General features: G+C 58.7%; 18 protein-coding genes, 2 tRNA genes and 3 rRNA genes. 18 read left to right on the forward strand and 5 right to left on the reverse strand.

What is annotated here, in order from left to right:
- Positions 1 to 336: 336 nt before the first annotated feature.
- The 6 genes from K4O48_RS17005 to ureC all read left to right on the forward strand — a co-directional run bounded on the left by K4O48_RS17005 (position 337) and on the right by ureC (position 4,884).
- Positions 337 to 1,170, forward strand: coding sequence for an urease accessory protein UreD (locus K4O48_RS17005; RefSeq protein WP_222909540.1), 834 nt, complete (start codon positions 337 to 339; stop codon positions 1,168 to 1,170).
- A 137-nt stretch (positions 1,171 to 1,307) separates the two neighbouring features.
- Entirely contained in the window at positions 1,308 to 1,610 is a 303-nt protein-coding gene (gene ureA, locus K4O48_RS17010; RefSeq protein ID WP_222909541.1) for an urease subunit gamma, read from the forward strand.
- A 68-nt stretch (positions 1,611 to 1,678) separates the two neighbouring features.
- Complete coding sequence (locus tag K4O48_RS17015; protein WP_312846490.1) at positions 1,679 to 2,191, forward strand: N-acetyltransferase family protein; 513 nt, start codon at positions 1,679 to 1,681, stop codon at positions 2,189 to 2,191.
- Positions 2,188 to 2,760, forward strand: a complete 573-nt coding sequence (locus tag K4O48_RS17020) for a GNAT family N-acetyltransferase (RefSeq protein ID WP_222909543.1) — start codon at positions 2,188 to 2,190, stop codon at positions 2,758 to 2,760. The genes K4O48_RS17015 and K4O48_RS17020 overlap by 4 nt, the downstream gene beginning before the upstream one ends.
- Complete coding sequence (locus K4O48_RS17025; RefSeq protein WP_127840170.1) at positions 2,757 to 3,062, forward strand: urease subunit beta; 306 nt, start codon at positions 2,757 to 2,759, stop codon at positions 3,060 to 3,062. Before K4O48_RS17020 ends, K4O48_RS17025 begins: the two co-directional genes overlap by 4 nt.
- Positions 3,063 to 3,183: 121 nt before the next feature.
- A complete protein-coding gene (gene ureC, locus K4O48_RS17030) occupies positions 3,184 to 4,884 on the forward strand; it encodes an urease subunit alpha (protein WP_222909544.1) in 1,701 nt (566 codons plus the stop codon).
- A 607-nt stretch (positions 4,885 to 5,491) separates the two neighbouring features.
- Here the strand turns inward: ureC and rrf are convergent.
- The 5 genes from rrf to K4O48_RS17055 all read right to left on the reverse strand — a co-directional run bounded on the left by rrf (position 5,492) and on the right by K4O48_RS17055 (position 10,716).
- A 5S ribosomal RNA gene (gene rrf / locus K4O48_RS17035) occupies positions 5,492 to 5,607 on the reverse strand.
- Between the two features lie 154 nt (positions 5,608 to 5,761).
- Positions 5,762 to 8,652, reverse strand: a 23S ribosomal RNA gene (locus K4O48_RS17040).
- Between the two features lie 253 nt (positions 8,653 to 8,905).
- A tRNA-Ala gene (locus K4O48_RS17045) sits at positions 8,906 to 8,981 on the reverse strand.
- A gap of 30 nt (positions 8,982 to 9,011) precedes the next feature.
- A tRNA-Ile gene (locus K4O48_RS17050) sits at positions 9,012 to 9,088 on the reverse strand.
- A 91-nt stretch (positions 9,089 to 9,179) separates the two neighbouring features.
- Positions 9,180 to 10,716 (reverse strand): 16S ribosomal RNA (locus K4O48_RS17055).
- The 16S, 23S and 5S rRNA genes sit together here with 2 tRNA genes alongside, the layout of an rRNA operon.
- Positions 10,717 to 11,640: 924 nt before the next feature.
- Here K4O48_RS17055 and tssA point away from each other — a divergent pair.
- The 12 genes from tssA to K4O48_RS17115 all read left to right on the forward strand — a co-directional run bounded on the left by tssA (position 11,641) and on the right by K4O48_RS17115 (position 25,097).
- Complete coding sequence (tssA, locus tag K4O48_RS17060; RefSeq protein WP_222909545.1) at positions 11,641 to 13,203, forward strand: type VI secretion system protein TssA; 1,563 nt, start codon at positions 11,641 to 11,643, stop codon at positions 13,201 to 13,203.
- Positions 13,204 to 13,235: 32 nt separating this feature from the next.
- A complete protein-coding gene (gene tssB, locus K4O48_RS17065; RefSeq protein ID WP_025240329.1) occupies positions 13,236 to 13,742 on the forward strand; it encodes a type VI secretion system contractile sheath small subunit in 507 nt (168 codons plus the stop codon).
- Between the two features lie 26 nt (positions 13,743 to 13,768).
- The gene (gene tssC, locus K4O48_RS17070; protein WP_222909546.1) at positions 13,769 to 15,247 is read left to right on the forward strand and encodes a type VI secretion system contractile sheath large subunit; all 1,479 of its coding nucleotides are present in this window, start codon (positions 13,769 to 13,771) and stop codon (positions 15,245 to 15,247) included.
- A gap of 6 nt (positions 15,248 to 15,253) precedes the next feature.
- Complete coding sequence (tssE, locus tag K4O48_RS17075) at positions 15,254 to 15,658, forward strand: type VI secretion system baseplate subunit TssE (RefSeq protein ID WP_222909547.1); 405 nt, start codon at positions 15,254 to 15,256, stop codon at positions 15,656 to 15,658.
- A gap of 10 nt (positions 15,659 to 15,668) precedes the next feature.
- Positions 15,669 to 16,196, forward strand: coding sequence for a PAAR domain-containing protein (locus K4O48_RS17080; RefSeq protein WP_222909548.1), 528 nt, complete (start codon positions 15,669 to 15,671; stop codon positions 16,194 to 16,196).
- Positions 16,193 to 17,089 carry a glycine zipper family protein gene (locus K4O48_RS17085; RefSeq protein ID WP_222909549.1) on the forward strand — a complete coding sequence of 299 codons (897 nt, stop codon included), beginning with the start codon at positions 16,193 to 16,195 and terminating at the stop codon, positions 17,087 to 17,089. The genes K4O48_RS17080 and K4O48_RS17085 overlap by 4 nt, the downstream gene beginning before the upstream one ends.
- 30 nt (positions 17,090 to 17,119) lie before the next feature.
- On the forward strand, positions 17,120 to 17,686 hold the full coding sequence (locus tag K4O48_RS17090; protein ID WP_222909550.1) for a hypothetical protein: 567 nt from the start codon (positions 17,120 to 17,122) through the stop codon (positions 17,684 to 17,686).
- Positions 17,687 to 17,853: 167 nt separating this feature from the next.
- Entirely contained in the window at positions 17,854 to 18,174 is a 321-nt protein-coding gene (locus tag K4O48_RS17095; protein WP_260523651.1) for a hypothetical protein, read from the forward strand.
- A gap of 27 nt (positions 18,175 to 18,201) precedes the next feature.
- Positions 18,202 to 19,992: a type VI secretion system baseplate subunit TssF gene (tssF, locus tag K4O48_RS17100; RefSeq protein ID WP_222909551.1), complete on the forward strand. Its 1,791-nt coding sequence runs from the start codon at positions 18,202 to 18,204 to the stop codon at positions 19,990 to 19,992.
- Entirely contained in the window at positions 19,956 to 20,963 is a 1,008-nt protein-coding gene (gene tssG, locus K4O48_RS17105; protein WP_222909552.1) for a type VI secretion system baseplate subunit TssG, read from the forward strand. The genes tssF and tssG overlap by 37 nt, the downstream gene beginning before the upstream one ends.
- 5 nt (positions 20,964 to 20,968) lie before the next feature.
- Entirely contained in the window at positions 20,969 to 23,578 is a 2,610-nt protein-coding gene (gene tssH / locus K4O48_RS17110) for a type VI secretion system ATPase TssH (protein WP_222909553.1), read from the forward strand.
- A 49-nt stretch (positions 23,579 to 23,627) separates the two neighbouring features.
- On the forward strand, positions 23,628 to 25,097 hold the full coding sequence (locus K4O48_RS17115) for a sigma-54-dependent Fis family transcriptional regulator (protein ID WP_260523747.1): 1,470 nt from the start codon (positions 23,628 to 23,630) through the stop codon (positions 25,095 to 25,097).
- Positions 25,098 to 25,110 lie beyond the last annotated feature (13 nt).

Genomic DNA, 25,110 nt, shown 5'->3' on the forward strand with positions numbered 1-25,110 from the left:
AGCAGCTTGGAAGAGATAAAGGGCCATAAAGCAGCGTGATGCTGGCAACAAGCTATTTCGGTGACCGCCCAGTCGATCTGATAGAGCTCCTGTGGATCAGTAACCAATCAAGCGGAACGCTATGGGCAAACCCTGCTCGGGGCGCACCAAACGGGTGCGCGAGCAGTGTCGATTGCTTGCTTCGCACCGTTCAGGTGCGCAAAGGCCATATCCGAGAACATCGAAGTCATTCTCTATACCCTTCAGTCGCCCGTGAGTCCCGGCCCGCGCACCGCCGTGGCGCGAGAGGCACGACAATTGCTCGCCTCGTTTATCAAATCATTGATTTCAAGGTTCATGACTGCTCTTACTCCGCTATTCACGCCTCACTGGAACGCCGAACTCGAGCTGAGCTATGCCCGCTTCGACGACTCGACGCGCCCGGTGCTGCGGCGGCACAGCGGCCCGCTGCGGGTTCAGAAGCACCTCTACCCGGAAGGGCCGGAGGTCTGCCAACACATCATCGTGCACCCGCCGGGCGGCATTGCCGGCGGTGATCGTCTGGACATCAGCGCCACGGTTGGTCAGCGGGCCTGGGCGCAGCTGACCAGCCCTGGCGCAGCGAAGTGGTATCGAGCTGGCGGACCGGCGTTTCAGAACGTGCACTTGCGCGTCGAGGCCGACGCCACTCTGGAATGGTTGCCACAGGAAAGCATCGTTTACTCCGCTGCGCAGGCCGAGCTGAGCACCTCCATCGAGCTGGAGGGTGACGCCAGGCTGTTCTACTGGGACATCATCGCGCTCGGCCGGCCAGCCAGCGGCGAGCGCTTCGACGCAGGCCACTTCCAGGCGCAGCTGGACATCCGCCGTGACGGCGAACTGCTCTGGCACGAGCGTCAGCGAGTGGCTGGTGGTGACGGCCTGCTGGATTCGCCGATTGGCCTTGATGGTCAGCCGGTGTTTGCCACATTGATCGTAAGCGGTGAAATACAGCCCGAGTTGCTGGAACGATGCCGCGAATGGCCGAGTCAGGTGCGGGGCGATCTGACGCAGCTGCCCGGTCTTCTGATCGGCCGCTGCCTGGCCGGCGAGGCCTTGCATGCACGGGCCTGGCTGATCGACATGTGGCGTCTGCTGCGCCCGGAATTGCTAGGCCGCGAGGCGGTGCCACCGAGGATATGGAGTACATGAACAACGGTGGGTAAGGCTCTATGCCTTTACCCCCTGAACTGGCGCCCCGCAGAGGCGCCAGCCTGAATTAGCTCGGTGGTTTCGACCACCGGCCGGTGGATGTAGAAAGCGACATCCATCCTACGACTGGAGCTGTTATGGATCTGTCACCGAGAGAGAAAGACAAGCTGCTTATCTTCACCGCCGGGCTGGTAGCCGAGCGACGCCTGGCGCGCGGCGTCAAGCTGAACTACCCCGAGGCGATGGCCTTTATCTCCGCGGCGTTGCTCGAAGGCGCCCGCGACGGCAGGACGGTTGCCGAGCTGATGCACTTCGGCACTACCCTGCTGACCCGCGAGCAGGTGATGGAAGGCGTCCCCGAGATGATTCCGGAAATCCAGGTCGAGGCGACATTTCCCGACGGCACCAAGCTGGTCACCGTGCATCAACCAATCCCCTGAAATGCAGGTCCATGTCTATGGCGGCAGCGTCCGCTTCGACCCCGAACCGCTTTTTGAAGGATTCAAACGTGCAGATACGTGACGCCCTGGACGCCGACCTCGAAGGCATCCTGCAGATCTACAACGACGCGGTGCAGAACAGCACGGCGATCTGGAACGACCGCCTCGTCGACCTCGACAACCGCCGCGCCTGGCTGGCCGAGCGCCACGAACAGGGCTATCCCGTCCTCGTCGCAATTGATGACGAGCAAAAGGTAGCCGGCTACGCCTCCTTTGGCCCCTGGCGGCCTCACGACGGCTTTCGTCATACCGTCGAAAATTCAGTGTATGTCAGCCCTGACCACCGCGGCAGCGGCATCGGCCGCAGCCTAATGCAAACCCTTATCGAGCGCGCCCGGCAGCTTGGTAAGCACGTAATGGTCGCGGCAATCGAAAGCGAGAACCGAGCATCGGTCCATATGCACCAACAACTCGGATTCACTCATGCAGCCCAGATGCGCCAGGTGGGCTGCAAGTTCGATCGCTGGCTGGATCTGACTTTGATGCAGCTGGTACTGACACCGGAGAGGAAGCTGCCATGACTGCTCCGCTCGACCAGGTCGTCGATCATCGAAACGATGTGATCAACATCGTCTCGGTGGATGCCGGTGAATTCGCCTCGTACCGCGACGGCCTGGTCGAGTTGCTGCTTGATGCGGTCGGACAGGGCGCTTCGGTCGGTTTCCTTGATGATCTAGAGGCAGGACAGGCGCACGACTACTTTGACGGGGTCGAGCAGGCGCTCCGCACCCGTCAGTCTCTCCTGTGGGTGGCAACCGAGGGCCAAAGCGTCATCGGAAGCGTCCAGCTTGCACTTTGTCTCAAACCCAACGGACTCAATCGCGCCGAGGTCAACAAACTACTGGTCCATCAGGCTGCTCGCCGGCGCGGCATCGGCGCGCGTTTGATGCACGCGCTTGAGCATCAAGCGGTACGCACGCAACGCGGTTTGCTATACCTCGATACAGAAGCGGGCAGTCCCGCTGAAGCCTTTTACCAACGGCTCGAGTATCAACGTGCCGGAGAAATCCCCGACTACGCCGCACGGCCTGACGGCACCTATCACCCCACCGTTCTCTACTACAAACGTCTCTCCATGAGGTCTTCATGATTCCCGGCGAATACCAGATCCAGGACGGCGACATCGAGCTCAACGCCGGCCGCCGCACCCTGACCCTCTGTGTGGCCAACAGCGGCGACCGTCCGATCCAGGTCGGCTCGCACTACCACTTCTTCGAAACCAACGATGCGCTCGCCTTCGACCGCGCCGCAGCTCGTGGCATGCGGCTGAACATTCCCGCCGGCACCGCCGTGCGTTTCGAGCCAGGTCAGAGCCGCGACGTGGAGCTGGTCGATTTGGCCGGGGACCGCCGGGTGTTCGGCTTTGCCGGACGGGTGATGGGCGCACTCTGACGCAGCGTTATTTCGTTGGGTGGATGGCCACCCCCGTGGAAAACGCCGAATGCTTTTCCACCACCCAGATTGCTGGTGGACACGCTTCGCGTTGTCCACCCTACGGACAGGATGAGATTCAATGAAGATATCCCGCCAAGCCTACGCCGACATGTTCGGCCCCACCGTCGGCGACAAGGTGCGCCTGGCCGATACCGAGCTGTGGATCGAGGTCGAAAAGGACTTCACCACCTATGGCGAGGAAGTGAAGTTCGGCGGCGGTAAGGTTATCCGTGACGGCATGGGCCAGGGCCAGCTGTGCGCCGCGGATGTGGTCGACACGCTAATCACCAATGCGCTGATCCTCGACCATTGGGGCATCGTCAAAGCCGATGTCGGCCTCAAGGATGGCCGTATCGCCGCCATCGGCAAGGCCGGCAATCCGGACATCCAGCCCGACGTGACCTTTGCCATCGGCGCCGCAACCGAGGTTATCGCTGGTGAAGGCATGATTCTCACCGCCGGCGGCATCGACTCGCATATCCACTTCATCTGCCCGCAGCAGATCGAGGAGGCCTTGATGAGCGGCGTCACCACCATGATTGGCGGCGGCACCGGGCCGGCTACGGGCACGAACGCCACCACGGTGACGCCCGGCCCCTGGCACATGGCGATGATGCTCAAGGCCGCTGACGCCTTCCCGATGAACATCGGCTTCACCGGCAAGGGCAACGCCTCGCTGCCCGAGCCCCTGATCGAGCAGGTCAAGGCCGGCGCCATCGGCCTCAAGCTGCACGAAGACTGGGGCACCACCCCGGCGGCCATCAACAACTGCCTGAACGTGGCGGATCAGTACGATGTGCAGGTGGCGATCCACACCGACACGCTGAACGAGTCCGGCTTCGTCGAGACGACCCTCGGCGCATTCAAGGGCCGCACCATCCACACCTACCACACCGAGGGTGCCGGCGGCGGCCACGCGCCGGACATCATCAAGGCCTGCAGCCTGCCGAACGTGTTACCCAGCTCGACCAACCCCACGCGACCATTCACCCGCAACACCATCGACGAGCACCTGGACATGCTCATGGTCTGCCACCACCTGGACCCAAGCATTGCCGAGGACGTGGCCTTCGCCGAGAGCCGGATTCGCCGCGAGACGATTGCGGCCGAAGACATCCTGCATGACCTCGGTGCCTTCTCGATGATCAGCTCCGACAGTCAGGCCATGGGCCGCGTCGGCGAAGTGATCACCCGCACCTGGCAGACCGCGGATAAAATGAAGAAGCAGCGCGGCGCCCTGCCCGGCGATGGCGCCGGCAACGACAACTTCCGCGCCAAGCGCTACATCGCCAAGTACACCATCAACCCGGCGATCACCCACGGCGTCAGCCATGAAGTGGGCTCCATCGAAGTGGGCAAGTGGGCCGACCTGGTGCTCTGGCGCCCGGCGTTCTTTGGAGTGAAGCCGACGCTGATCCTCAAGGGAGGCGCAATTGTCGCCAGCCTGATGGGTGACGCCAACGCCTCGATCCCGACGCCACAGCCGGTGCACTACCGGCCAATGTTCGCGAGCTACGGCGGCTCGCTGCATGCATCGAGCTTCACCTTCATCAGCCAGGCCGCCTTCGAGGCCGGCGTGCCGGAGCAGCTAGGGCTGAAAAAGAAGATCGGCGTGGTGAAGGGCTGCCGTTCGGTGCAGAAGAAGGACCTGATCCATAACGACTACACGCCGGATATCCAAGTCGATCCGCAGAACTACCAGGTCCGCGCCGACGGTCAGCTGCTTTGGTGCGAACCCGCCGAAGTGCTGCCGATGGCACAGCGGTATTTCCTGTTCTGATCGCAACGAGCCGAAGGGATGGCGCTCCGCGTGACCCCTAGGATGGGGCCAGCCCCTAGAGCCGGCCGCGCCCGCTACGAACACCCGAACAGACCAGGCTGCGCTAACGGTCACACGCTTAGCAGCTTGCAACTGTGGGCTAATACCCGCCTAGCCTTGCTTCCCGAACAAGCGTCCCGAAATTTCGGATACCGTTTCCCCTTTATTCATGAGAGCTAAGTAAACGGTAATGTTTAGAGCCAGGGTTCCGACTTCGGACCGGGCCGATGCGATGAAGCGAATCCGCAGACTGAATTCGGTGTGCAATGCGGTTGGCCATAGCCCTAGATCTCCGCGAACCACGGGGCACCAGCCGGGTCACCAGCCCGACTGGCGACTGCGGGGGTGACGTAAGCATGAAAGTTTTGGCACAGCACGCTGAAGTAATCCACCTAGCGAGTCCTAGGTGATTGACCGAGACGCCAACTTAACGGGATTGTGCTGCCTGGTTGTAACGAGCGAAAGGCCAGATAAACCACGCCGTTATCTAGCCCGTGGGCAGTGTCTTTTCTGTCTTGCAAAGACAAACCCCCGATACTCTTACGAGTATCGGGGGTTTGGTGTAGAAGCTTGACGATGACCTACTCTCACATGGGGAGACCCCACACTACCATCGGCGATGCGTCGTTTCACTACTGAGTTCGGGATGGGATCAGGTGGTTCCAACGCTCTATGGTCGTCAAGCAATTCGGTTGGGGAGTCGGTGTTGAGTCGCTTCCCCTAATTGGGTATGTGATGGTGTTTCGGTATTGCTGTCGCTTGCGAGCGATGCGTCTTTTCGGTTTGTTTGTCGACTTCAACCGTCTGACACACAAACATCAAATTGTTTGGGTGTTATATGGTCAAGCCTCACGGGCAATTAGTATTGGTTAGCTCAACGCCTCACAGCGCTTACACACCCAACCTATCAACGTCGTAGTCTTCGACGGCCCTTCAGGGAGCTCAAGGCTCCAGTGAGATCTCATCTTGAGGCAAGTTTCCCGCTTAGATGCTTTCAGCGGTTATCTCTTCCGAACATAGCTACCCGGCAATGCCACTGGCGTGACAACCGGAACACCAGAGGTTCGTCCACTCCGGTCCTCTCGTACTAGGAGCAGCCCCTCTCAAATCTCAAACGTCCACGGCAGATAGGGACCGAACTGTCTCACGACGTTCTAAACCCAGCTCGCGTACCACTTTAAATGGCGAACAGCCATACCCTTGGGACCGGCTTCAGCCCCAGGATGTGATGAGCCGACATCGAGGTGCCAAACACCGCCGTCGATATGAACTCTTGGGCGGTATCAGCCTGTTATCCCCGGAGTACCTTTTATCCGTTGAGCGATGGCCCTTCCATACAGAACCACCGGATCACTAAGACCTACTTTCGTACCTGCTCGACGTGTCTGTCTCGCAGTCAAGCGCGCTTTTGCCTTTATACTCTACGACCGATTTCCGACCGGTCTGAGCGCACCTTCGTACTCCTCCGTTACTCTTTAGGAGGAGACCGCCCCAGTCAAACTACCCACCATACACTGTCCTCGATCCGGATAACGGACCAGAGTTAGAACCTCAAAGTTGCCAGGGTGGTATTTCAAGGTTGGCTCCACGCGAACTGGCGTCCACGCTTCAAAGCCTCCCACCTATCCTACACAAGCAAATTCAAAGTCCAGTGCAAAGCTATAGTAAAGGTTCACGGGGTCTTTCCGTCTAGCCGCGGATACACTGCATCTTCACAGCGATTTCAATTTCACTGAGTCTCGGGTGGAGACAGCGCCGCCATCGTTACGCCATTCGTGCAGGTCGGAACTTACCCGACAAGGAATTTCGCTACCTTAGGACCGTTATAGTTACGGCCGCCGTTTACCGGGGCTTCGATCAAGAGCTTCGCTTGCGCTAACCCCATCAATTAACCTTCCGGCACCGGGCAGGCGTCACACCCTATACGTCCACTTTCGTGTTTGCAGAGTGCTGTGTTTTTAATAAACAGTCGCAGCGGCCTGGTATCTTCGACCGGCATGAGCTTACGGGGTAAACCCTTCACCCTCACCGGCGCACCTTCTCCCGAAGTTACGGTGCCATTTTGCCTAGTTCCTTCACCCGAGTTCTCTCAAGCGCCTTGGTATTCTCTACCCAACCACCTGTGTCGGTTTGGGGTACGGTTCCTAGTTACCTGAAGCTTAGAGGCTTTTCCTGGAAGCATGGCATCAACCACTTCTCCTTCTAAAAGAAGGATCGTCATCAGTTCTCGGCATTAAGATCCCGGATTTACCTAAGATCTCTGCCTACCACCTTAAACTTGGACAACCAACGCCAAGCTGGCCTAGCCTTCTCCGTCCCCCCATCGCAGTAACTAGAAGTACGGGAATATTAACCCGTTTCCCATCGACTACGCTCTTCAGCCTCGCCTTAGGGACCGACTCACCCTGCGTCGATTAACGTTGCGCAGGAACCCTTGGTCTTTCGGCGTGGGAGTTTTTCACTCCCATTGTCGTTACTCATGTCAGCATTCGCACTTCTGATACCTCCAGCAAGCTTCTCAACTCACCTTCACAGGCTTACAGAACGCTCCTCTACCGCTCATCTTACGATGAACCCGTAGCTTCGGTACCTGGTTTGAGCCCCGTTACATCTTCCGCGCAGGCCGACTCGACTAGTGAGCTATTACGCTTTCTTTAAAGGGTGGCTGCTTCTAAGCCAACCTCCTAGCTGTCTGAGCCTTCCCACATCGTTTCCCACTTAACCAGGATTTTGGGACCTTAGCTGACGGTCTGGGTTGTTTCCCTTTTCACGACGGACGTTAGCACCCGCCGTGTGTCTCCCGTGCTGACACTTGCTGGTATTCGGAGTTTGCATCGGTTTGGTAAGTCGGGATGACCCCCTAGCCGAAACAGTGCTCTACCCCCAGCAGTGATACACGAGGCGCTACCTAAATAGCTTTCGAGGAGAACCAGCTATCTCCGAGCTTGATTAGCCTTTCACTCCGATCCACAGGTCATCCGCTAACTTTTCAACGGTAGTCGGTTCGGTCCTCCAGTTAGTGTTACCCAACCTTCAACCTGCCCATGGATAGATCGCCCGGTTTCGGGTCTATTCCCAGCGACTAGACGCCCTATTAAGACTCGCTTTCGCTACGCCTCCCCTATTCGGTTAAGCTCGCCACTGAAAATAAGTCGCTGACCCATTATACAAAAGGTACGCAGTCACCTAACAAAGTAGGCTCCCACTGCTTGTACGCATACGGTTTCAGGATCTATTTCACTCCCCTCTCCGGGGTTCTTTTCGCCTTTCCCTCACGGTACTAGTTCACTATCGGTCAGTCAGTAGTATTTAGCCTTGGAGGATGGTCCCCCCATATTCAGACAAAGTTTCTCGTGCTCCGTCCTACTCGATTTCACTTCTAAGACCTTTTCGCGTACAGGGCTATCACCCACTATGGCCGCACTTTCCAGAGCGTTCCGCTAAAATCAAAGAAGCTTAAGGGCTAGTCCCCGTTCGCTCGCCACTACTAAGGGAATCTCGGTTGATTTCTTTTCCTCAGGGTACTTAGATGTTTCAGTTCCCCTGGTTCGCCTCACACACCTATGTATTCAGTGTGTGATAACCATCTTATGATGGCTGGGTTCCCCCATTCAGACATCTCCGGATCACAGTCTGTTTGCCGACTCCCCGAAGCTTTTCGCAGGCTACCACGTCTTTCATCGCCTCTGACTGCCAAGGCATCCACCGTATGCGCTTCTTCACTTGACCATATAACCCCAAGCAATCTGGTTACTGTCTATAACGTGAAGACGACATTCGCCGAAAATCCGCATTTTGCTCTCTCGAGCATCTCGCAAATTTTACCTTGACTTGAATAATCACCAGTGAAAGTGACCACTCAAATCTACTTCTATCACATACCCAAATTTTTAAAGAACAGTTACTGGCGCAAAGACCAGAAATCAATACACTCCCTAAGGAATACATTCATTTCTGTGCTTTCAAGCGATGGCGAGAATGATGGTGGAGCCAAGCGGGATCGAACCGCTGACCTCCTGCGTGCAAGGCAGGCGCTCTCCCAGCTGAGCTATGGCCCCATCTACAGATCGGCCACATCCCATGACAATTGGTGGGTCTGGGCAGATTCGAACTGCCGACCTCACCCTTATCAGGGGTGCGCTCTAACCAACTGAGCTACAGACCCAATCGTCTCTCTCGGGTCGAAACCCAATCGCTTTTCGCTAGTGAATCAAGCAATTCGTGTGGGAACTTATGAAGAAGCTGAAGTCTTCGATTAAGGAGGTGATCCAGCCGCAGGTTCCCCTACGGCTACCTTGTTACGACTTCACCCCAGTCATGAATCACTCCGTGGTAACCGTCCTCCCGAAGGTTAGACTAGCTACTTCTGGAGCAACCCACTCCCATGGTGTGACGGGCGGTGTGTACAAGGCCCGGGAACGTATTCACCGTGACATTCTGATTCACGATTACTAGCGATTCCGACTTCACGCAGTCGAGTTGCAGACTGCGATCCGGACTACGATCGGTTTTATGGGATTAGCTCCACCTCGCGGCTTGGCAACCCTTTGTACCGACCATTGTAGCACGTGTGTAGCCCAGGCCGTAAGGGCCATGATGACTTGACGTCATCCCCACCTTCCTCCGGTTTGTCACCGGCAGTCTCCTTAGAGTGCCCACCATTACGTGCTGGTAACTAAGGACAAGGGTTGCGCTCGTTACGGGACTTAACCCAACATCTCACGACACGAGCTGACGACAGCCATGCAGCACCTGTGTCAGAGTTCCCGAAGGCACCAATCCATCTCTGGAAAGTTCTCTGCATGTCAAGGCCTGGTAAGGTTCTTCGCGTTGCTTCGAATTAAACCACATGCTCCACCGCTTGTGCGGGCCCCCGTCAATTCATTTGAGTTTTAACCTTGCGGCCGTACTCCCCAGGCGGTCGACTTAATGCGTTAGCTGCGCCACTAAGATCTCAAGGATCCCAACGGCTAGTCGACATCGTTTACGGCGTGGACTACCAGGGTATCTAATCCTGTTTGCTCCCCACGCTTTCGCACCTCAGTGTCAGTATTAGCCCAGGTGGTCGCCTTCGCCACTGGTGTTCCTTCCTATATCTACGCATTTCACCGCTACACAGGAAATTCCACCACCCTCTGCCATACTCTAGCTTGCCAGTTTTGGATGCAGTTCCCAGGTTGAGCCCGGGGCTTTCACATCCAACTTAACAAACCACCTACGCGCGCTTTACGCCCAGTAATTCCGATTAACGCTTGCACCCTTCGTATTACCGCGGCTGCTGGCACGAAGTTAGCCGGTGCTTATTCTGTCGGTAACGTCAAAACACTAACGTATTAGGTTAATGCCCTTCCTCCCAACTTAAAGTGCTTTACAATCCGAAGACCTTCTTCACACACGCGGCATGGCTGGATCAGGCTTTCGCCCATTGTCCAATATTCCCCACTGCTGCCTCCCGTAGGAGTCTGGACCGTGTCTCAGTTCCAGTGTGACTGATCATCCTCTCAGACCAGTTACGGATCGTCGCCTTGGTGAGCCATTACCTCACCAACTAGCTAATCCGACCTAGGCTCATCTGATAGCGCAAGGCCCGAAGGTCCCCTGCTTTCTCCCGTAGGACGTATGCGGTATTAGCGTTCCTTTCGAAACGTTGTCCCCCACTATCAGGCAGATTCCTAGGCATTACTCACCCGTCCGCCGCTGAATCAGAGAGCAAGCTCCCTTCATCCGCTCGACTTGCATGTGTTAGGCCTGCCGCCAGCGTTCAATCTGAGCCATGATCAAACTCTTCAGTTCAATACTGCATGGGTTTTGAGAAACCCCTAAACTTGGCTCAGCAATCGCAATCTCTTCCAAAGGTCACCCTCAAGAAGAGCACTCAATGATTTCTCGTTGAGTACATTGTGATGCTGATAATCTTGCTGACTACCAGTCTTACCTCACAAGCACCCACACGAATTGCTTGATTCAGTTGTTAAAGAGCGTTTCGATCAAGTCTTTCGTCTCAACCGAGGCCGCGCATTCTACAGCAGCCTTGTATCTCGTCAAGCTGTTTTTGAAGAAGTTTTTCTTTCTCCTCAACCGCTTGCGCTTCCGATCAAGCTAGCGCCTCTCGTCAGCGGGAGGCGAATCATACAGCGTCCAAAACCGCTGTCAACCACCTCTTTCAACCGCTTCCGACCAACCTGACCGAAGCTGCCAACAGTGCGAAACCGCCACCCTGTCAGCCCGACGCATTCTACTCGAATTCGCCATCCGTGCAAGCCTTTATTTTTGCTAACTTCTTGATTTACAAGAGGTTTCGCCAAAGGACTGCGCCGGAGAAGGTGGGCATTATAGGGCCTCAGAATGTCACGTCAACGGTTTTCTTAGTTTCCGAGATACGTATCTTCTAGCTCGCGTTTTTCTATCTATATAGAGAGACATCTTCTTGGTTGAGCACTGGCGCTCCCGGCATCGAAGGTGGGGCGACCAATAATCCGAACAGAGGTTCATCTTTATCGAGCGCCAATAAGTTAACTACTGCTCATCTCGGCCACACCCCCTGCGTCTTCGGTCGCTCTATCGCCTTAGATGGAAACCACTTCACAGTCGGGTTCACTCTTCCTGCCTAGCATTCGCACCTCAATGACGTGCAGGGTTTTGGCACGTAGCAAGTCGTTGCGCATGAAGCGCACCTGCAAAGCACAACGCTTAGGCAGGCATCAGTCGAGTCAGGGAATGACGTTTTCAAGCAAGCTAGCCGCTCATGTATTGGCGGTAGCGAAAGCTCCCATCACAGCCACCTGCTTCGCAGGCGAAGATGTTCGCTATGCCGCTGCGTATGAGCGGCTGGAGCAGGAGCTCGGCAAGGCGTCGTCATTGCACGCTGCGGGGTCCGTAGACTGGGAAGCCGTGCGCGAAGGCAGCGAAGACCTGCTCAGCACCCAAACTAAAGATTTACGTATTGCGGCTTGGCTGACCTGGAGCCTGTATCAGCGTGATTCGTTTCTCGGATTGCATGCTGGCCTGTCCATGCTCGGCTTCTTCTGTCGCGACCATTGGGACGATATCCACCCACGCAAGGACCGCACTCGTACCGCTGCGATCACCTGGCTGGTCCCTCGCATGGAACAGGTGGTCGCAGACCATGTGCCGATGGGCGAACAGCTCCCACTGTTCGAGCAGATCGCGGTCGAGCTGCGCAGCCTCGAAGGCTGCCTGGCGGCGAAGCTCGGAACACAGGCTCCTCTCCTATTGCCTCTGTGCCGCCGACTCGAGGAAATGGTCAAACGAGCCGGCGCTGCGCATCCGCAGCCAGGAGCTGTCGGTGCAGCGATAGCCCAGGTCAAGCAGGTAGCGGCGCAGGTATTCACGGCCACCACCCCGGTCGAGCACGAGAAAGACGCTCACAAGAGCCTGCGCAGCTTACAGGATCAGGCCCGCCCCCTTTGCGGCTGGTGGCTCAAGCAGAAAGCCACCGACCTCAAGCCGCTACGGCTGGCTCGCACCCTGCTTTGGCTGTCGATCGATAGCCTTCCCGAACGCAACGCCGAGCAGATCACAGCGCTACGCGGCATTCCGGCAGACAAGCTCGCGAGCTATCGCGAGCGCTTCTCCCAGGGGCTGTATGCCGATCTGCTAGCGGATCTGGAGGCGAGCATTGCGCGAGCCCCCTTCTGGCTCGACGGCCAGCGCCTGGCCTGGGAATGCTTGAACGAACTCGACGCTGAACAGGCGATGCGCGAGGTTGAAATCCAGCTCGCTCTGTTCCTGCAACGCATGCCGGGTCTTGATGAGTTGCGCTTCCATGACGGCACCCCTTTCGCCGATGCCGAGACCCGCGCTTGGATCAGCGCCAGGGTGATGCCGCATGTACAACCGGCACAAGCCCCCAGCGAATCGCTCAACAGCCAGAGCGGCGGGACGCCCGCCTGGGAAGAAGCGCTTCAGGAAGTGCTTCCCCAGCTGCGAAAGGACGGTCTCAAGAGCGCAGTGCAGAAGCTCAAGCTTGGGCTGAACCAGGCCCAAGGCGGGCGTGAGCGCTTCTTCTGGCAGCTGACCTTAGCTCGCTTGTGCTTCCAGGCCAAGAAATACGACCTGGCCAAAACCCAACTCGAATCCCTCGATCAGACGCTGCAGGCCACGGGCCTGGGCGACTGGGAACCCGATCTCGCCCTCGAGGTGCTGCGTCTGTTGCATAGCTGCTGTGAGCTGCTGCCGCAGAACCACGCCGTGCGTGAAAGCAAGGATGAGATTTACCGCAGGCTGTGCCACCTCGACCTCGAAGTGGTACTCGATTAGGCCCCCGGGCCGTAAACCAAAGGAGAAAACCCATGGCCAAAGAAGGCTCGGTAGCCCCCAAAGAACGCATCAACGTCACCTTCAAGCCCTCGACCGGCGGTGCTCAGGAAGAGCTGGAGCTGCCACTGAAGTTGATGGTGCTCGGTGATTTCACCCAGCGTGCCGACGATCGCAAGATCGAAGACCGCAAGCCGATCGCCATCGACAAGAACAGCTTCGACGAGGTCCTGGCGAAGCAGGAGCTGAACCTCACCTTCTCGGTGCCGAACCGTCTGCAGGACGAGCCCACCGATGAAGAGCTGGCCGTGCAACTGAACATCAATTCGATGAAGGACTTCAACCCGGCCAACCTGGTTGAGCAGGTTCCGGAACTGAAAAAGCTGATGGAACTGCGCGACGCACTGGTCGCCCTCAAAGGCCCCCTAGGGAATGCCCCAGCCTTCCGCAAGGCGATCGAGAGCGTACTGGCCGACGATGTCTCGCGCGACCGCGTACTCGGTGAGCTAGGCCTCGCCGCCAAAGAACAACTGGACGCCTGATTACTCCGACAAGGAACGCCAACACCATGAGCACTAGCGCAGCAGCCGTCGAAAGCGGCAAGAACCTCGCCGAACTCGGCATCCTCGACCGCATCATCGCCGAAACCAAACTGACCCCGGACGACGAGGCCTACGACATCGCCAAGCGCGGCGTATCGGCCTTCATCGAAGAACTCCTCAAGCCACAGAACGAGCACGAGCCGGTCAAGAAGGCCATGGTCGACCGCATGATCGCGGAAATTGACGCCAAGCTCAGCCGTCAGATGGACGAGATCCTCCATCACCAGCAGTTCCAGGCGCTGGAATCTTCCTGGCGCGGCCTCAAGCTGCTGGTCGATCGCACCAATTTCCGCGAGAACATCAAGCTCGAAGTGCTCAACGCGTCCAAGCAAGACCTGCTCGACGATTTCGAAGACAGCCCGGAAGTTGTCCAATCCGGCCTGTACAAGCACATCTACACCGCCGAGTACGGCCAGTTCGGTGGCCAGCCGGTCGGCGCCCTGATCGCCAACTACTTCTTCGACCCGAGCGCGCCGGACATCAAGACCATGCAGCATGTGGCCTCGGTCGCCAGCATGTCCCACGCCCCCTTCATCGCCGCGGCCGGCCCGAAATTCTTTGGTCTGGAAAGCTTCACCGGTCTGCCGGACCTGAAGGATCTGAAGGATCACTTCGAAGGCCCGCAGTTCGCGAAGTGGCAGAGCTTCCGCGAGCAGGAAGATGCCCGTTACGTCGGCCTGACCGTCCCACGCTTCCTGCTGCGCAACCCCTACGATCCGGAAGACAACCCGGTCAAATCCTTCGTGTACAAGGAAAACGTCGCCAACAGCCACGAGCATTATCTGTGGGGCAACACCGCGTACACCTTTGCCAGCCGCCTGACCGACAGCTTCGCCAAATTCCGTTGGTGCCCGAACATCATCGGCCCGCAGAGCGGTGGCGCCGTCGAAGACCTGCCGCTGCACCACTTCGAGAGCATGGGCGAAATCGAAACCAAGATCCCGACCGAAGTGCTGGTCTCCGACCGTCGTGAATACGAACTGGCCGAAGAAGGCTTCATCGCCCTGACCATGCGCAAGGGTAGCGACAACGCCGCATTCTTCTCGGCCAACTCGGCGCAAAAGCCAAAGTTCTTCGGCAACAGCGAGGAAGGCAAGAACGCTGAGCTGAACTACAAGCTCGGCACCCAGCTGCCTTACCTGTTCATCGTCAACCGCCTGGCGCACTACCTCAAAGTGCTGCAGCGCGAACAGATCGGCGCTTGGAAAGAGCGTACCGACCTGGAGCTGGAACTGAACAAGTGGATTCGCCAGTACGTGGCTGACCAGGAGAACCCGAGCTCCGAAGTCCGTAGCCGTCGTCCGTTGCGCGCCGCGCAAGTCGTCGTCAGCGATGTCGACGGAGAGCCGGGCTGGTACCGCGTCAGCCTGAACGTGCGTCCGCACTTCAAGTACATGGGTGCTGATTTCACCCTGTCGCTGGTTGGCAAGCTGGACAAGGAATAAACATCCATGGCCTACGGCAGCCTTTTCGAACGCCTCGGCGGTGACGCCGACAAGCGCGCCGGCTGGAGTCGCGAAGTCGCGGCAATGGCTTCGGTGGCTGCCCATCTGGCCAAAATGCTCAGCACTCGGGCGGGCAGCGTGCAAACGCTGCCCGACTACGGGTTGCCCGATTTGAACGATATGCGCCTGTCACTGCACGACTCGCTGCAACAGGCGCGTATCGCCATCGAACGCTTCATCGAAGCGTACGAACCCCGCTTGAGCCAGGTCCGGGTGATATCCCTGCCCCGCACGCACGACCCGCTGAGCCTGTCCTTCGCCATCGAAGGTCTGCTGGAAGTTGACGGCTTCAAGCGCCATGTAAGTTTTTCCGCGAGCCTGGACGGCAGCGGACAAGTGAAAGTCCACTAAGGAGAGCCTGATGTCCGGTAAACCCGCAGCCCGACTGGGCGACCCTACCGATTGTCCGAAGAAGGGCCACGGCACCAACCCGATCGCGGCCGGCTCTCCTGACGTGCTATTCGACGGCATGCCCGCCGCACGCATGGGCGACCCCACGTCCTGCGGCAGTGCGCTGGCCAGCGCGGTAGTCCCCGCGGTGCTGATCAACGGCATGCCGGCGACCACAGTGGGCACCGTGGGTAGTCATGGCAATACGGTTGCGGCGGGTTCGGGGACGGTGATAATTGGGGCGAGTGGGGGGCGGGCGGGCTTCTCGCCGATTCAACCACTCTCCTTTACCAATCATTTCGATGAGCAGTTCCGGATTCTTAGCGACGATGGTCGGCCATTGGCCAATGTGCCTTATTTCATCAAGGATCAAGCGGGCAATATTTATAAAGGCTTTTCCGATGAGACCGGGTCAACACCACGAATACGCACCACTCAAAAGGAGCCTTTGGAAATAACTACTGGTGTAGAAGCTCTAGAAAAGTGGGCACAGTCATGAGCCAGTACACATGCACAGCCGAAACCAACGAAACACCAGGCTCAATCACTGATGTGCCTGGTTATCTTATGCCTGCCCGCGCCTTCTTCTTCATCGTGGTGGAAGAAGCCGGTAAGGATGGATTTCTGGTGCGTAAAATCTACGCATCTGACAAAAGCCCCTACATGAAGCAAATGAATCTGGCACCACTTCAGGAGCTCTCCGAACTTACGCCCGAGCGGTACGGAATGCTGCCCAAGGGCCCGAACGCGCCCTACTCAATTGCGGAACATGTCATGGGGAATGGGAAGAATATTTCCCAATACATATCCACTAGTTCCATCTTCCCTCAAGGCTCACCACGCTTCGATGGACGTAGCATCTTCATCGATATCAACAAAGCTCAGCAAGCCGGCCTTAAGCTGGTAACCACCACCGAGATCCTAGTTGAGCTAGAGAACTATAAGAAGAGCAATCCGCATCTATCAAAGCGCATTGATCAGATCGCTGGCTATGTACGCGACATAGATAAGGAAGTGCTAATTCACGGTAAGAAGGTGCCCGCCAGCGCAATTTTCAATCCGAACAGCCTAAAGCTTACCGAATCGGTGATCAGGACAGCGCGCGTGGTCCAGGTCTTAGGCATCGCATTCACCGCCTATGACCTGGCTCAAGCCAGCCGAGAATCGATTGAGATTGGTAGTGCCAACCCCATTTCCGCCGAGTTGGTTCGACAAGCGGGCGGTTGGGGAATGGCATGGGCCGGCTTCAAGGTAGGTGGAATAGCTGGCGCAGCGGTGGGCATTGAAAGCGGTCCGGGAGCTATCGCGACAGGCCTGATCGGCGGCATCATTTTCGGTGCCGCAGGTTATTTCGGCGCGGACTGGGTGGCCGACCATATTTATGAAAACTGATAAAAAGACCCGCGTTACGAGGAGGTGCGAATGAAGCTGATCAGATCCATGCTGGCCAATTTCAGAAAAGAACGATGCCACTCGCTTTTTGCGCCTGCACCCGACAGCCCAGATATCGTCAAGGGAAACGAACGCTTTAATCCGTATCCCGCCAAGACCTTTCTAGGCGAGCAAAACCTATATGCCTACTACTTGATTGTCCTGCTCAAGCACGACGAGTTTTCCGAATTGCAAGAACTCATAACGAGCCGATTTGGCAATCAGGCGCTAAAAAACGGCACAACTCTAAAGAATGAAAATCAGGAAACTCTGGCAATTGCCTACCACGAAGAGTTCGGCGGAATAATTGTCGAATCGACCACCAATTCGGCTCCCTTAATTCGAGCATTCGATTCGCACTTTCGGGCCCCCCCTCCCCCCTGGTTTGCCTTTCCGAAAATGGAGCCCATCGAGATGGAGATGGATAAGCAGGGTAGCCTCGAATACTGGTGGAGCCGCATCTGGTTGCCTTTCTGGTCGACTCGCACGCCATTCGAGAAGGAACAGTACCTTCTGAATAGTGGCGCTACTGCGGAATGGAGCGAGGTGCTCACTTGAGTGTTCAAAAAAGCATTTGCGTACGTTCGGACATGCATTCGGGAACAGGCCACAATTTCTCGGGGGCTATATGCACCCAAATCTTGGTCTTTCCCTTGACTACGACTACGCACCTCGTCCTGCTTTCCCTGTTCGTCCTCGGAGGTTGCACAGCGCAATCGAAAACGGTGTTTATCGCCGACCTGGAAAATCTCTGCAGCTATCCGGTCGATATCACCGCTTATGAATATTCCAACGCCAAAGAGCCGTTTGTATCGAACAAGCGCGTGGCAGTTGGCGAAGTCATCGAAGTGCTGTCCTACATATCCTTCAATGATGAGTTGGAAAATAGCGTTCCTGATACCTATCGCCTCGATATGACCGCGAATGGCAATTCGCTTTCGCTCGACAAACCAGGGTTTCTTGCGCAGCTCGGACGCTCGCATCACGAACGCAGAGGCAACTCCATACACGCCTGGAAAATTCGTGACACCGCCCTGTGTCCATGACCCTACGCCCAAGGAAGAGCGCTTCGAATGTCTTTTAACCATTACTACCAGAGCGAACTCACCGCCCTGCGCCAGCTCGGCAAACGCTTTGCCGAGCGTAGCCCGGCGCTGGCGCCGTTTCTCGGTCAGGCCGGGCGCGACCCGGATGTTGAGCGGCTGCTCGAAGGCTTCGCCTTTCTCACCGGGCGGCTGCGCCAGAAGCTCGATGACGAGCTGCCGGAGCTAACCCATTCCCTGATGCACCTGCTCTGGCCGAACTATATGCGCCCGCTGCCGGCTTTCAGCATGTTGCAATTCGATCCGCTCAAACGGCCCGGCCCTGCGCTAATGGTGCCGCGCAACACGCCGGTCGAATCCAAGCCGATTCAGGGCGTGACCTGCCGCTTTCGCACCGCCTACGCCACCGAGGTTTTACCGCTGGCGCTCGACGGGCTGGACTATTCGGTCAAGGGTGGTGGAGCGCTGCTGAGCCTGCGTCTGCAGATGACGGCCGACGGGCATCTGGGCGAGTTGAACCTCAAGCAGCTGCGCCTGCACCTGGCCGGCGAGCGCTACATCAGCCAGATGCTTTACCTGAGCCTTTTGCGTCATCTCGACGGTGTGCAACTGGTTGCGCTGGATGCTCAGGGCAAACCGTTCACCGATGGTTTCGGTATGGCGTTGCCGGCGTTGCAACTCGATCAGTCGAAGCTGCAGCCGGTGGGCTTTGCCGAAGATCAGGCGCTCATCCCCTATCCGCTCAACACCTTTCGGGGCTATCGCTACCTGCAGGAGTACTTCGCCTTCCAGGAGAAATTCCTGTTCGTCGACCTGCTTGGCCTCGACGCCATCAAGCGACTGCCACCAGAAGTATTGGAGCAGGCCCGTGGCTTCGAGCTGCGCTTCGACATTCATAAGGCCGGCGTGCAGCGGATCCGCCCAACCCTGGATAACGTGCGGCTGTATTGCACGCCGATCGTCAACCTGTTCGAGCACGACGCCATCCCGATCCGTCTCGACGGCAAGCAGGACCAATACCTGCTGATGCCGTCTGAGCTCGACAGCAACCAGTGCGGCGTCTTCTCGGTTGACCGCGTCACCGGTTGGAAACCCGGCGGCATGGGCTACGAGGAATACGTGCCGTTCGAATCCTTCGAGCACGATCCCAGCTTTGACGTACCCGTGGCGCGTCCTCATTACAGCGTGCGCCAGCAACCCTCGATGCTTGGCGACGGGCTTGAGACTTACCTCAGCTTTGGCCTGCGCAACCTCGACCAACACGAGACGTTGTCCATCGAGCTGACCTGCACCAACCAGAACCTGCCGCGCCAGCTGCGTCTGGGCGATATCTGTCTGCCCAGCGAAGATACGCCGGAGTTCCTGACCTTCCGCAACATCAGTGCGGTGACCCCGAGCTACGCGCCACCGCTGCACCGCGACTTCCTCTGGAAGCTGATCAGCAACATGTCGCTCAACTACCTGTCGCTGGCCAATGTCGAGGCGCTCAAGGTCATTCTCGAGACCTATGACTTGCCCCGTTACTACGACCAGCATGCCGAGAAGGTCAGCAAGCGACTGCTCGGCGGACTCAAGCAAATCGGCCATCAACACGTCGACCGGTTGCACCGAGGTCTGCCGGTACGCGGCGTGCGAACGGAACTGGTGATGGACCCCGAGGGCTATCTGGGCGAGGGAGACCTGTTCCTCTTTGCTTCGATACTCAATGAATTCTTTGCGCTATACGCAAGCCTCAACTCGTATCACGAGCTGCGCGTCAAGAGCACACAGGGAGAGGTGTACCAATGGACGCCACGTATGGGGCAGCAGCCCCTGCTCTAAACCGGTTCAGCCGGGGCATCCGCGAGTACAGCCTGTTCCAGGGTGTGCTACTGGTGATGGACCGTCTGAAAGCTGCCCATCCTGACCTGGACGAAGAGGCGCTCTACGAGCACCTCGAGTTCCAGGCCAACCCGAGCCTGGGCTTCCCCGGCAGCGACGTCGACAGCGTGCACTTCTTCGAAGAGCATGGGCAACTGCGCGCACAACTGCGGATCAACCTGGTCAGCCTCTTCGGGGCCGGCTCGCCACTGCCTGCCTTCTATGGTGAGCAGGCCCTCGGCGATAGCGCCGAGGGCAACCCGACACGCGAATTTCTGGACCTGTTCAACAATCGTCTGCAGCGCCTGATTCTGCCGATCTGGCAGAAGTACCGTTACCGCGCGCGCTTCAGCACTGGCGCACGCGACCCGCTGTCCGAACAGCTGTTCGCCCTCATCGGCCTCGGCGGTGAGCAAATCCGTGCCGCCTCGGAGTTGAACTGGAAGCGCCTACTGCCGTACTTGGGGCTGCTCAGCCTGCGCGCGCACTCGGCGGCTTTGATCGAGTCGGTACTGCGCTACTACTTCAAGCACGCCGACCTGCGCATCGAGCAGTGCCTTGAGCGCCAGGTCGAAATTCTCGCCGAGCAGCAGAACCGCCTCGGTCGCGCCAACAGCCAACTTGGCGAGAACCTGGTATTGGGCGAGCGAGTACGCGACCGTGGCGGCAAGTTCCGCATCCACATCCGGCAACTCAGTTGGGACCGCTTTCACGAATTCCTGCCGGTCGGCACCGGCTATCAGCCGCTCTGTGCACTGGTGCGCTTCACCCTGCGCGATCCGCTGGACTATGACATCCGCCTGCAATTGCGCCAGGACGATATTCGTGACCTGCGCATCGGCGCAGACAACACCTGCCGCCTCGGCTGGACCAGCTGGCTCGGCAACGAGCGCGCCGACGGCATGGTCACCCTGGGCAGCCAGACTCATTAAGGAAGATGAAGATGATCAACGTAGACCTTCAACAACTGGTCCAGGCCCTGGATGCACAGACCAAGCATGACCTGGAAACCGCGGCGGAGCGCTGCGTGGTACGTGGCGGCAGTAAGATACTCGTCGAAGACCTGCTGCTCGGCTTGCTGGAGCGCCCCGAAGGCTTACTGAACCGAGCCCTGCAGGATGCAGACGTCGATCCCGGCACACTGGCCCAGGCGCTGCAACCGCGTGGCGAGCACAGCGAGTCACGCAATCCGGTGTTCTCCGCGGAACTGGTGCAGTGGCTGCAGGACGCCCTGCTGGTCGGCAACCTCGAACTCGGCCAGAGCCAGATCGACCAGGCCGCGCTGATCCTGGCGCTGTTGCACAACCCGATGCGCTACGCCGGCAGTCACTACCAACCGTTGCTGGCCAGGCTCAACGCCGAGCGGCTACGCGAGTTCGCGCTGGCCCAACAGCCGGCGCAACAGGCCGCAGGCGCCACCGCTCCTGGCGGCGAATCGAACCTCTCACGCTTCACCCACAACTTCACTCAGCAGGCCCGTGACGGCAAGCTCGACCCTGTCCTGTGTCGCGATGGCGCCATCCGCCAGATGATCGACATCCTCGCCCGCCGGCGCAAAAGCAACCCGATCGTGGTGGGTGAAGCCGGTGTCGGCAAGACCGCCATCGTCGAAGGGCTGGCGCTGCGCATTGCGGCCGCCGAAGTCCCGGACGTACTCAAGGGCGTCGAGCTCATGGCGCTTGACCTGGGCCTGCTGCAGGCCGGCGCTAGCGTTAAAGGGGAATTCGAGCGCCGCCTGCAGGGCGTGATCGATGAAGTCAAAGGCTCGCCCAAGCCAATCATCCTGTTCATCGACGAAGCCCACACGCTGATCGGCGCGGGTGGCCAGGCAGGTAGCGGCGACGCGGCCAACCTGCTCAAGCCAGCCCTGGCCAGGGGTGAGCTGCGCACCATCGCCGCCACCACCTGGAGCGAATACAAAAAATATTTCGAGAAGGACCCGGCCCTCACCCGCCGTTTTCAGCCCGTCCAGCTGCACGAGCCAACCGTCGACGAAGCGGTGACCATCCTTCGCGGCCTTGCGCCGGTCTATGAAAAGAGCCACGGCATCTACCTGCGCGACGATGCGGTAGTAGCCGCCGCAGAACTGTCGGCCCGCTACCTGGCAGGCCGCCAACTGCCCGATAAGGCGGTCGATGTATTGGACACCGCCTGCGCCCGCGTGCGCATCAGCCTTGCAGCTGCACCGGAAGCACTGGAGCGCCTGCGTGGAGAAATTGCAGAAGGTGAACGCCAAGGCGAAGCGGTACGTCGAGACCTCGATGCCGGATTGAATGTAGACCGCGAAGCACTCGACGCCTTGGACGTCCGGCAGAGCGAAGCACGCGCCGAACTCGAACAAGTAGAAACCCGCTGGTCCGTCCAGCGCGAGCTCGCCGAGCGGCTACTGGACTTGCGCAAGGCCTGCGCGTCGGCCCGTCAGGCCGCCGTTGACGAAGCGTCCACGCAAACGACGCAGGAAATAAATGCTCTGGAAGCGGAGCTGCGGGACGTGCAGGTCGAGCTGGCCAGCGCCCAGACCCACGAGCGTTTGGTCAGCTTCGAGGTGTGCCCACGCCTAGTGGCCGAAGTGATCAGTCACTGGACCGGCGTGCCGCTTTCGCAGCTGGCACGCGAGCACAACAGCAAAGTACTGACCTTCGCCAGCGACCTGCGCCAGCGGGTGCGTGGCCAGGAGCAGGCTGTCGAGGCGCTGGACCGCTCGATGCGTGCGACCGCCGCGGGTCTAAACCGCGCCGACGCGCCGGTGGGCGTCTTCCTTCTGGTCGGCCCAAGCGGGGTCGGCAAGACCGAGACTGCCCTTGCGCTGGCCGACCTGCTCTACGGTGGTGAGCGCTTTCTCACCACCATCAACATGTCCGAATTCCAGGAAAAACACAGTGTTTCCCGACTGATCGGCGCGCCCCCGGGCTACGTGGGCTACGGCGAGGGCGGCATGCTCACCGAGGCCGTCCGCCAGAAACCCTATTCGGTGGTGCTACTCGACGAAGTCGAGAAGGCCGACCCGGACGTAATGAACGTGTTCTATCAGATCTTCGACAAGGGTGTGGCCAACGACGGCGAAGGGCGTGAGATCAACTTCCGTAACACCCTGATCCTGATGACCAGCAACCTCGCCAGCGACCGCATCGCTAGCCTCTGCGCCAACGGCAAGCGTCCCGCAGCAGAGGATCTGGAGCAGGCCATTCGCCCGCAACTGACGCAGCATTTCAAACCGGCGCTGCTCGGCCGGATGCGCGTTGTGCCCTATTACCCAATCGAGGGTGAGGTGCTGAATGAACTGGTGGAGCTCAAGCTCACCCGCTTCGGCGAACGCCTCGCACGACGTCAGCTGCAGTTCAGCCACTGCCCGGCCTTGCTGGCGCATCTGGCCGAGCGCTGCACACATAGCGAAAGCGGCGCGCGGCTGATCGACCATCTCATCGACCAGCACCTGCAACCGCTGGTAGTCGACCGGCTGCTCGACGCTATGGCTGGCGGCGAAACCCTGCAGCGCGTGCATGCAACCCTCGATGGCAACGGGGCGGTGGTTTGTGAGTTCGCTTGAGATTCTGCCTGTGAGTTGGGACAACTCACAGAGCTTCGACGCCAGCGCGATGCTGGGCCACTTCGCACAGCTCACCGGCGCGGCAGATGTCGATACTTGGCTGAACAGCCTGGTGGAGATGACCGCCCGGTTCACGGGCTGCCCGCTGACTCAGCTGTATTTGCTGGATGCCACACACACTCGTCTGACGCGGACCTCCCAGTGGTTAGACGGCACGCTGCAGCAGGAGCCAGCCAGCATGCCCAGCGACTATGACGGCGAACAGCTTCTTCAATACTGTCTCAGCCAAAACCGAATGCTCAGCCTTGCGCCGCTCGATACCAGCCTGCACCAGACAGGTTTTCTGCCGAGTTCGGTGGAAGCCTGGCGCAGCCTGTTGTGCCTCCCCTTGCAGGACGCGCAAGGCCACGCAATAGGCGTTCTAGTCGCCGCTAATAGCACGAATCACGAATTTTCCGGGATGGCGGAAAGCCTGTCCGACCTCGGGCGCTTCGTGATGGGCCAGGTGCAGCTGCTGCAACGGCTTCGCGGCGCGGTGAGACCCACTCCAATCGAGACTCCCGTAGCTCGCCCCTGCGCCCGTGACTATGGCCTGATTGGTGACAGTTCACGCATGCGTGCCGTGTACGGGTTGATTGGCAAGGTGCTGCACAATCCGGTCAGCGTGTTGCTCACCGGTGAGACGGGTACCGGCAAGGAACTGGTCGCCCAGGCCATTCATGACTGCGGGGCGCGCCGCAGCCAGGCGTTTATTGTCCAGAATTGCGCAGCACTGCCGGAGCATCTGCTGGAAAGCGAGCTGTTCGGCTATCGCAAAGGCGCTTTTACCGGCGCGGAGCGCGATCACGAAGGTCTGTTCGATGCGGCCAACGGCGGCACGCTGTTTCTCGACGAGATTGGCGACATGCCCTTGACCTTGCAGGCCAAGCTGTTGCGGGTCTTGCAGGAAGGCGAAGTGCGGCCACTGGGCAGCACCCGCACACACAGGGTCGATGTTCGGATCGTTGCCGCAACCCACCAGGACCTGCACAAGCGCGTCGAGGAAGGCCGCTTTCGTGAGGATCTGTACTACCGGCTTTCCATCTTCCCGATCGAACTGCCGCCCCTGCGCGAACGTGACCAAGACATCCTGCGACTGGCGCGGCATTTCGCCGAGAACGCCTGTGGCTTCCTGCAACGCGACACCGTGCGCTGGTCCGACGCCGCGCTGGAACAGCTCGCTGGTTATGGCTTCCCAGGCAACGTGCGCGAGCTGAAGGGTTTGGTCGAACGTGCCGTGCTGCTCTGCGAGTCCGGCGAGTTGCTGCCAATGCATTTCAATCTGCGCAAGCTGGATGATGAACTCGACAGCACGATGAACCTGCGCGAGCGGCTGGATCGGGTCGAGCGCAACCTGTTAGTCGACTGCCTGCGCAAGAACGGCGGCAACCAGAGCCAGGCCGCCCGCGAGCTGGGCTTGCCTCGACGCACCCTGCTTTATCGCATGGAACGGCTGAACATCAGCCCCGCAGAAATCTAAGGACGGACCAGAG

This window comes from Pseudomonas sp. DNDY-54 (assembly GCF_019880365.1).
GTDB lineage: Bacteria > Pseudomonadota > Gammaproteobacteria > Pseudomonadales > Pseudomonadaceae > Stutzerimonas > Stutzerimonas stutzeri_P.

Coding starts and splice junctions, on each gene's coding strand:
- tssA (WP_222909545.1), top strand. CDS start 11,641: ATGACGTTTTCAAGCAAGCTAGCCGCTCATGTATTGGCGGTAGCGAAA.
- K4O48_RS17090 (WP_222909550.1), top strand. CDS start 17,120: ATGAAGCTGATCAGATCCATGCTGGCCAATTTCAGAAAAGAACGATGC.
- tssH (WP_222909553.1), top strand. CDS start 20,969: ATGAAGATGATCAACGTAGACCTTCAACAACTGGTCCAGGCCCTGGAT.
- tssB (WP_025240329.1), top strand. CDS start 13,236: ATGGCCAAAGAAGGCTCGGTAGCCCCCAAAGAACGCATCAACGTCACC.
- tssG (WP_222909552.1), top strand. CDS start 19,956: ATGGACGCCACGTATGGGGCAGCAGCCCCTGCTCTAAACCGGTTCAGC.
- tssF (WP_222909551.1), top strand. CDS start 18,202: ATGTCTTTTAACCATTACTACCAGAGCGAACTCACCGCCCTGCGCCAG.
- K4O48_RS17005 (WP_222909540.1), top strand. CDS start 337: ATGACTGCTCTTACTCCGCTATTCACGCCTCACTGGAACGCCGAACTC.
- K4O48_RS17085 (WP_222909549.1), top strand. CDS start 16,193: ATGAGCCAGTACACATGCACAGCCGAAACCAACGAAACACCAGGCTCA.
- K4O48_RS17080 (WP_222909548.1), top strand. CDS start 15,669: ATGTCCGGTAAACCCGCAGCCCGACTGGGCGACCCTACCGATTGTCCG.
- K4O48_RS17115 (WP_260523747.1), top strand. CDS start 23,628: ATGCTGGGCCACTTCGCACAGCTCACCGGCGCGGCAGATGTCGATACT.
- tssC (WP_222909546.1), top strand. CDS start 13,769: ATGAGCACTAGCGCAGCAGCCGTCGAAAGCGGCAAGAACCTCGCCGAA.
- K4O48_RS17020 (WP_222909543.1), top strand. CDS start 2,188: ATGACTGCTCCGCTCGACCAGGTCGTCGATCATCGAAACGATGTGATC.
- ureC (WP_222909544.1), top strand. CDS start 3,184: ATGAAGATATCCCGCCAAGCCTACGCCGACATGTTCGGCCCCACCGTC.
- ureA (WP_222909541.1), top strand. CDS start 1,308: ATGGATCTGTCACCGAGAGAGAAAGACAAGCTGCTTATCTTCACCGCC.
- tssE (WP_222909547.1), top strand. CDS start 15,254: ATGGCCTACGGCAGCCTTTTCGAACGCCTCGGCGGTGACGCCGACAAG.
- K4O48_RS17025 (WP_127840170.1), top strand. CDS start 2,757: ATGATTCCCGGCGAATACCAGATCCAGGACGGCGACATCGAGCTCAAC.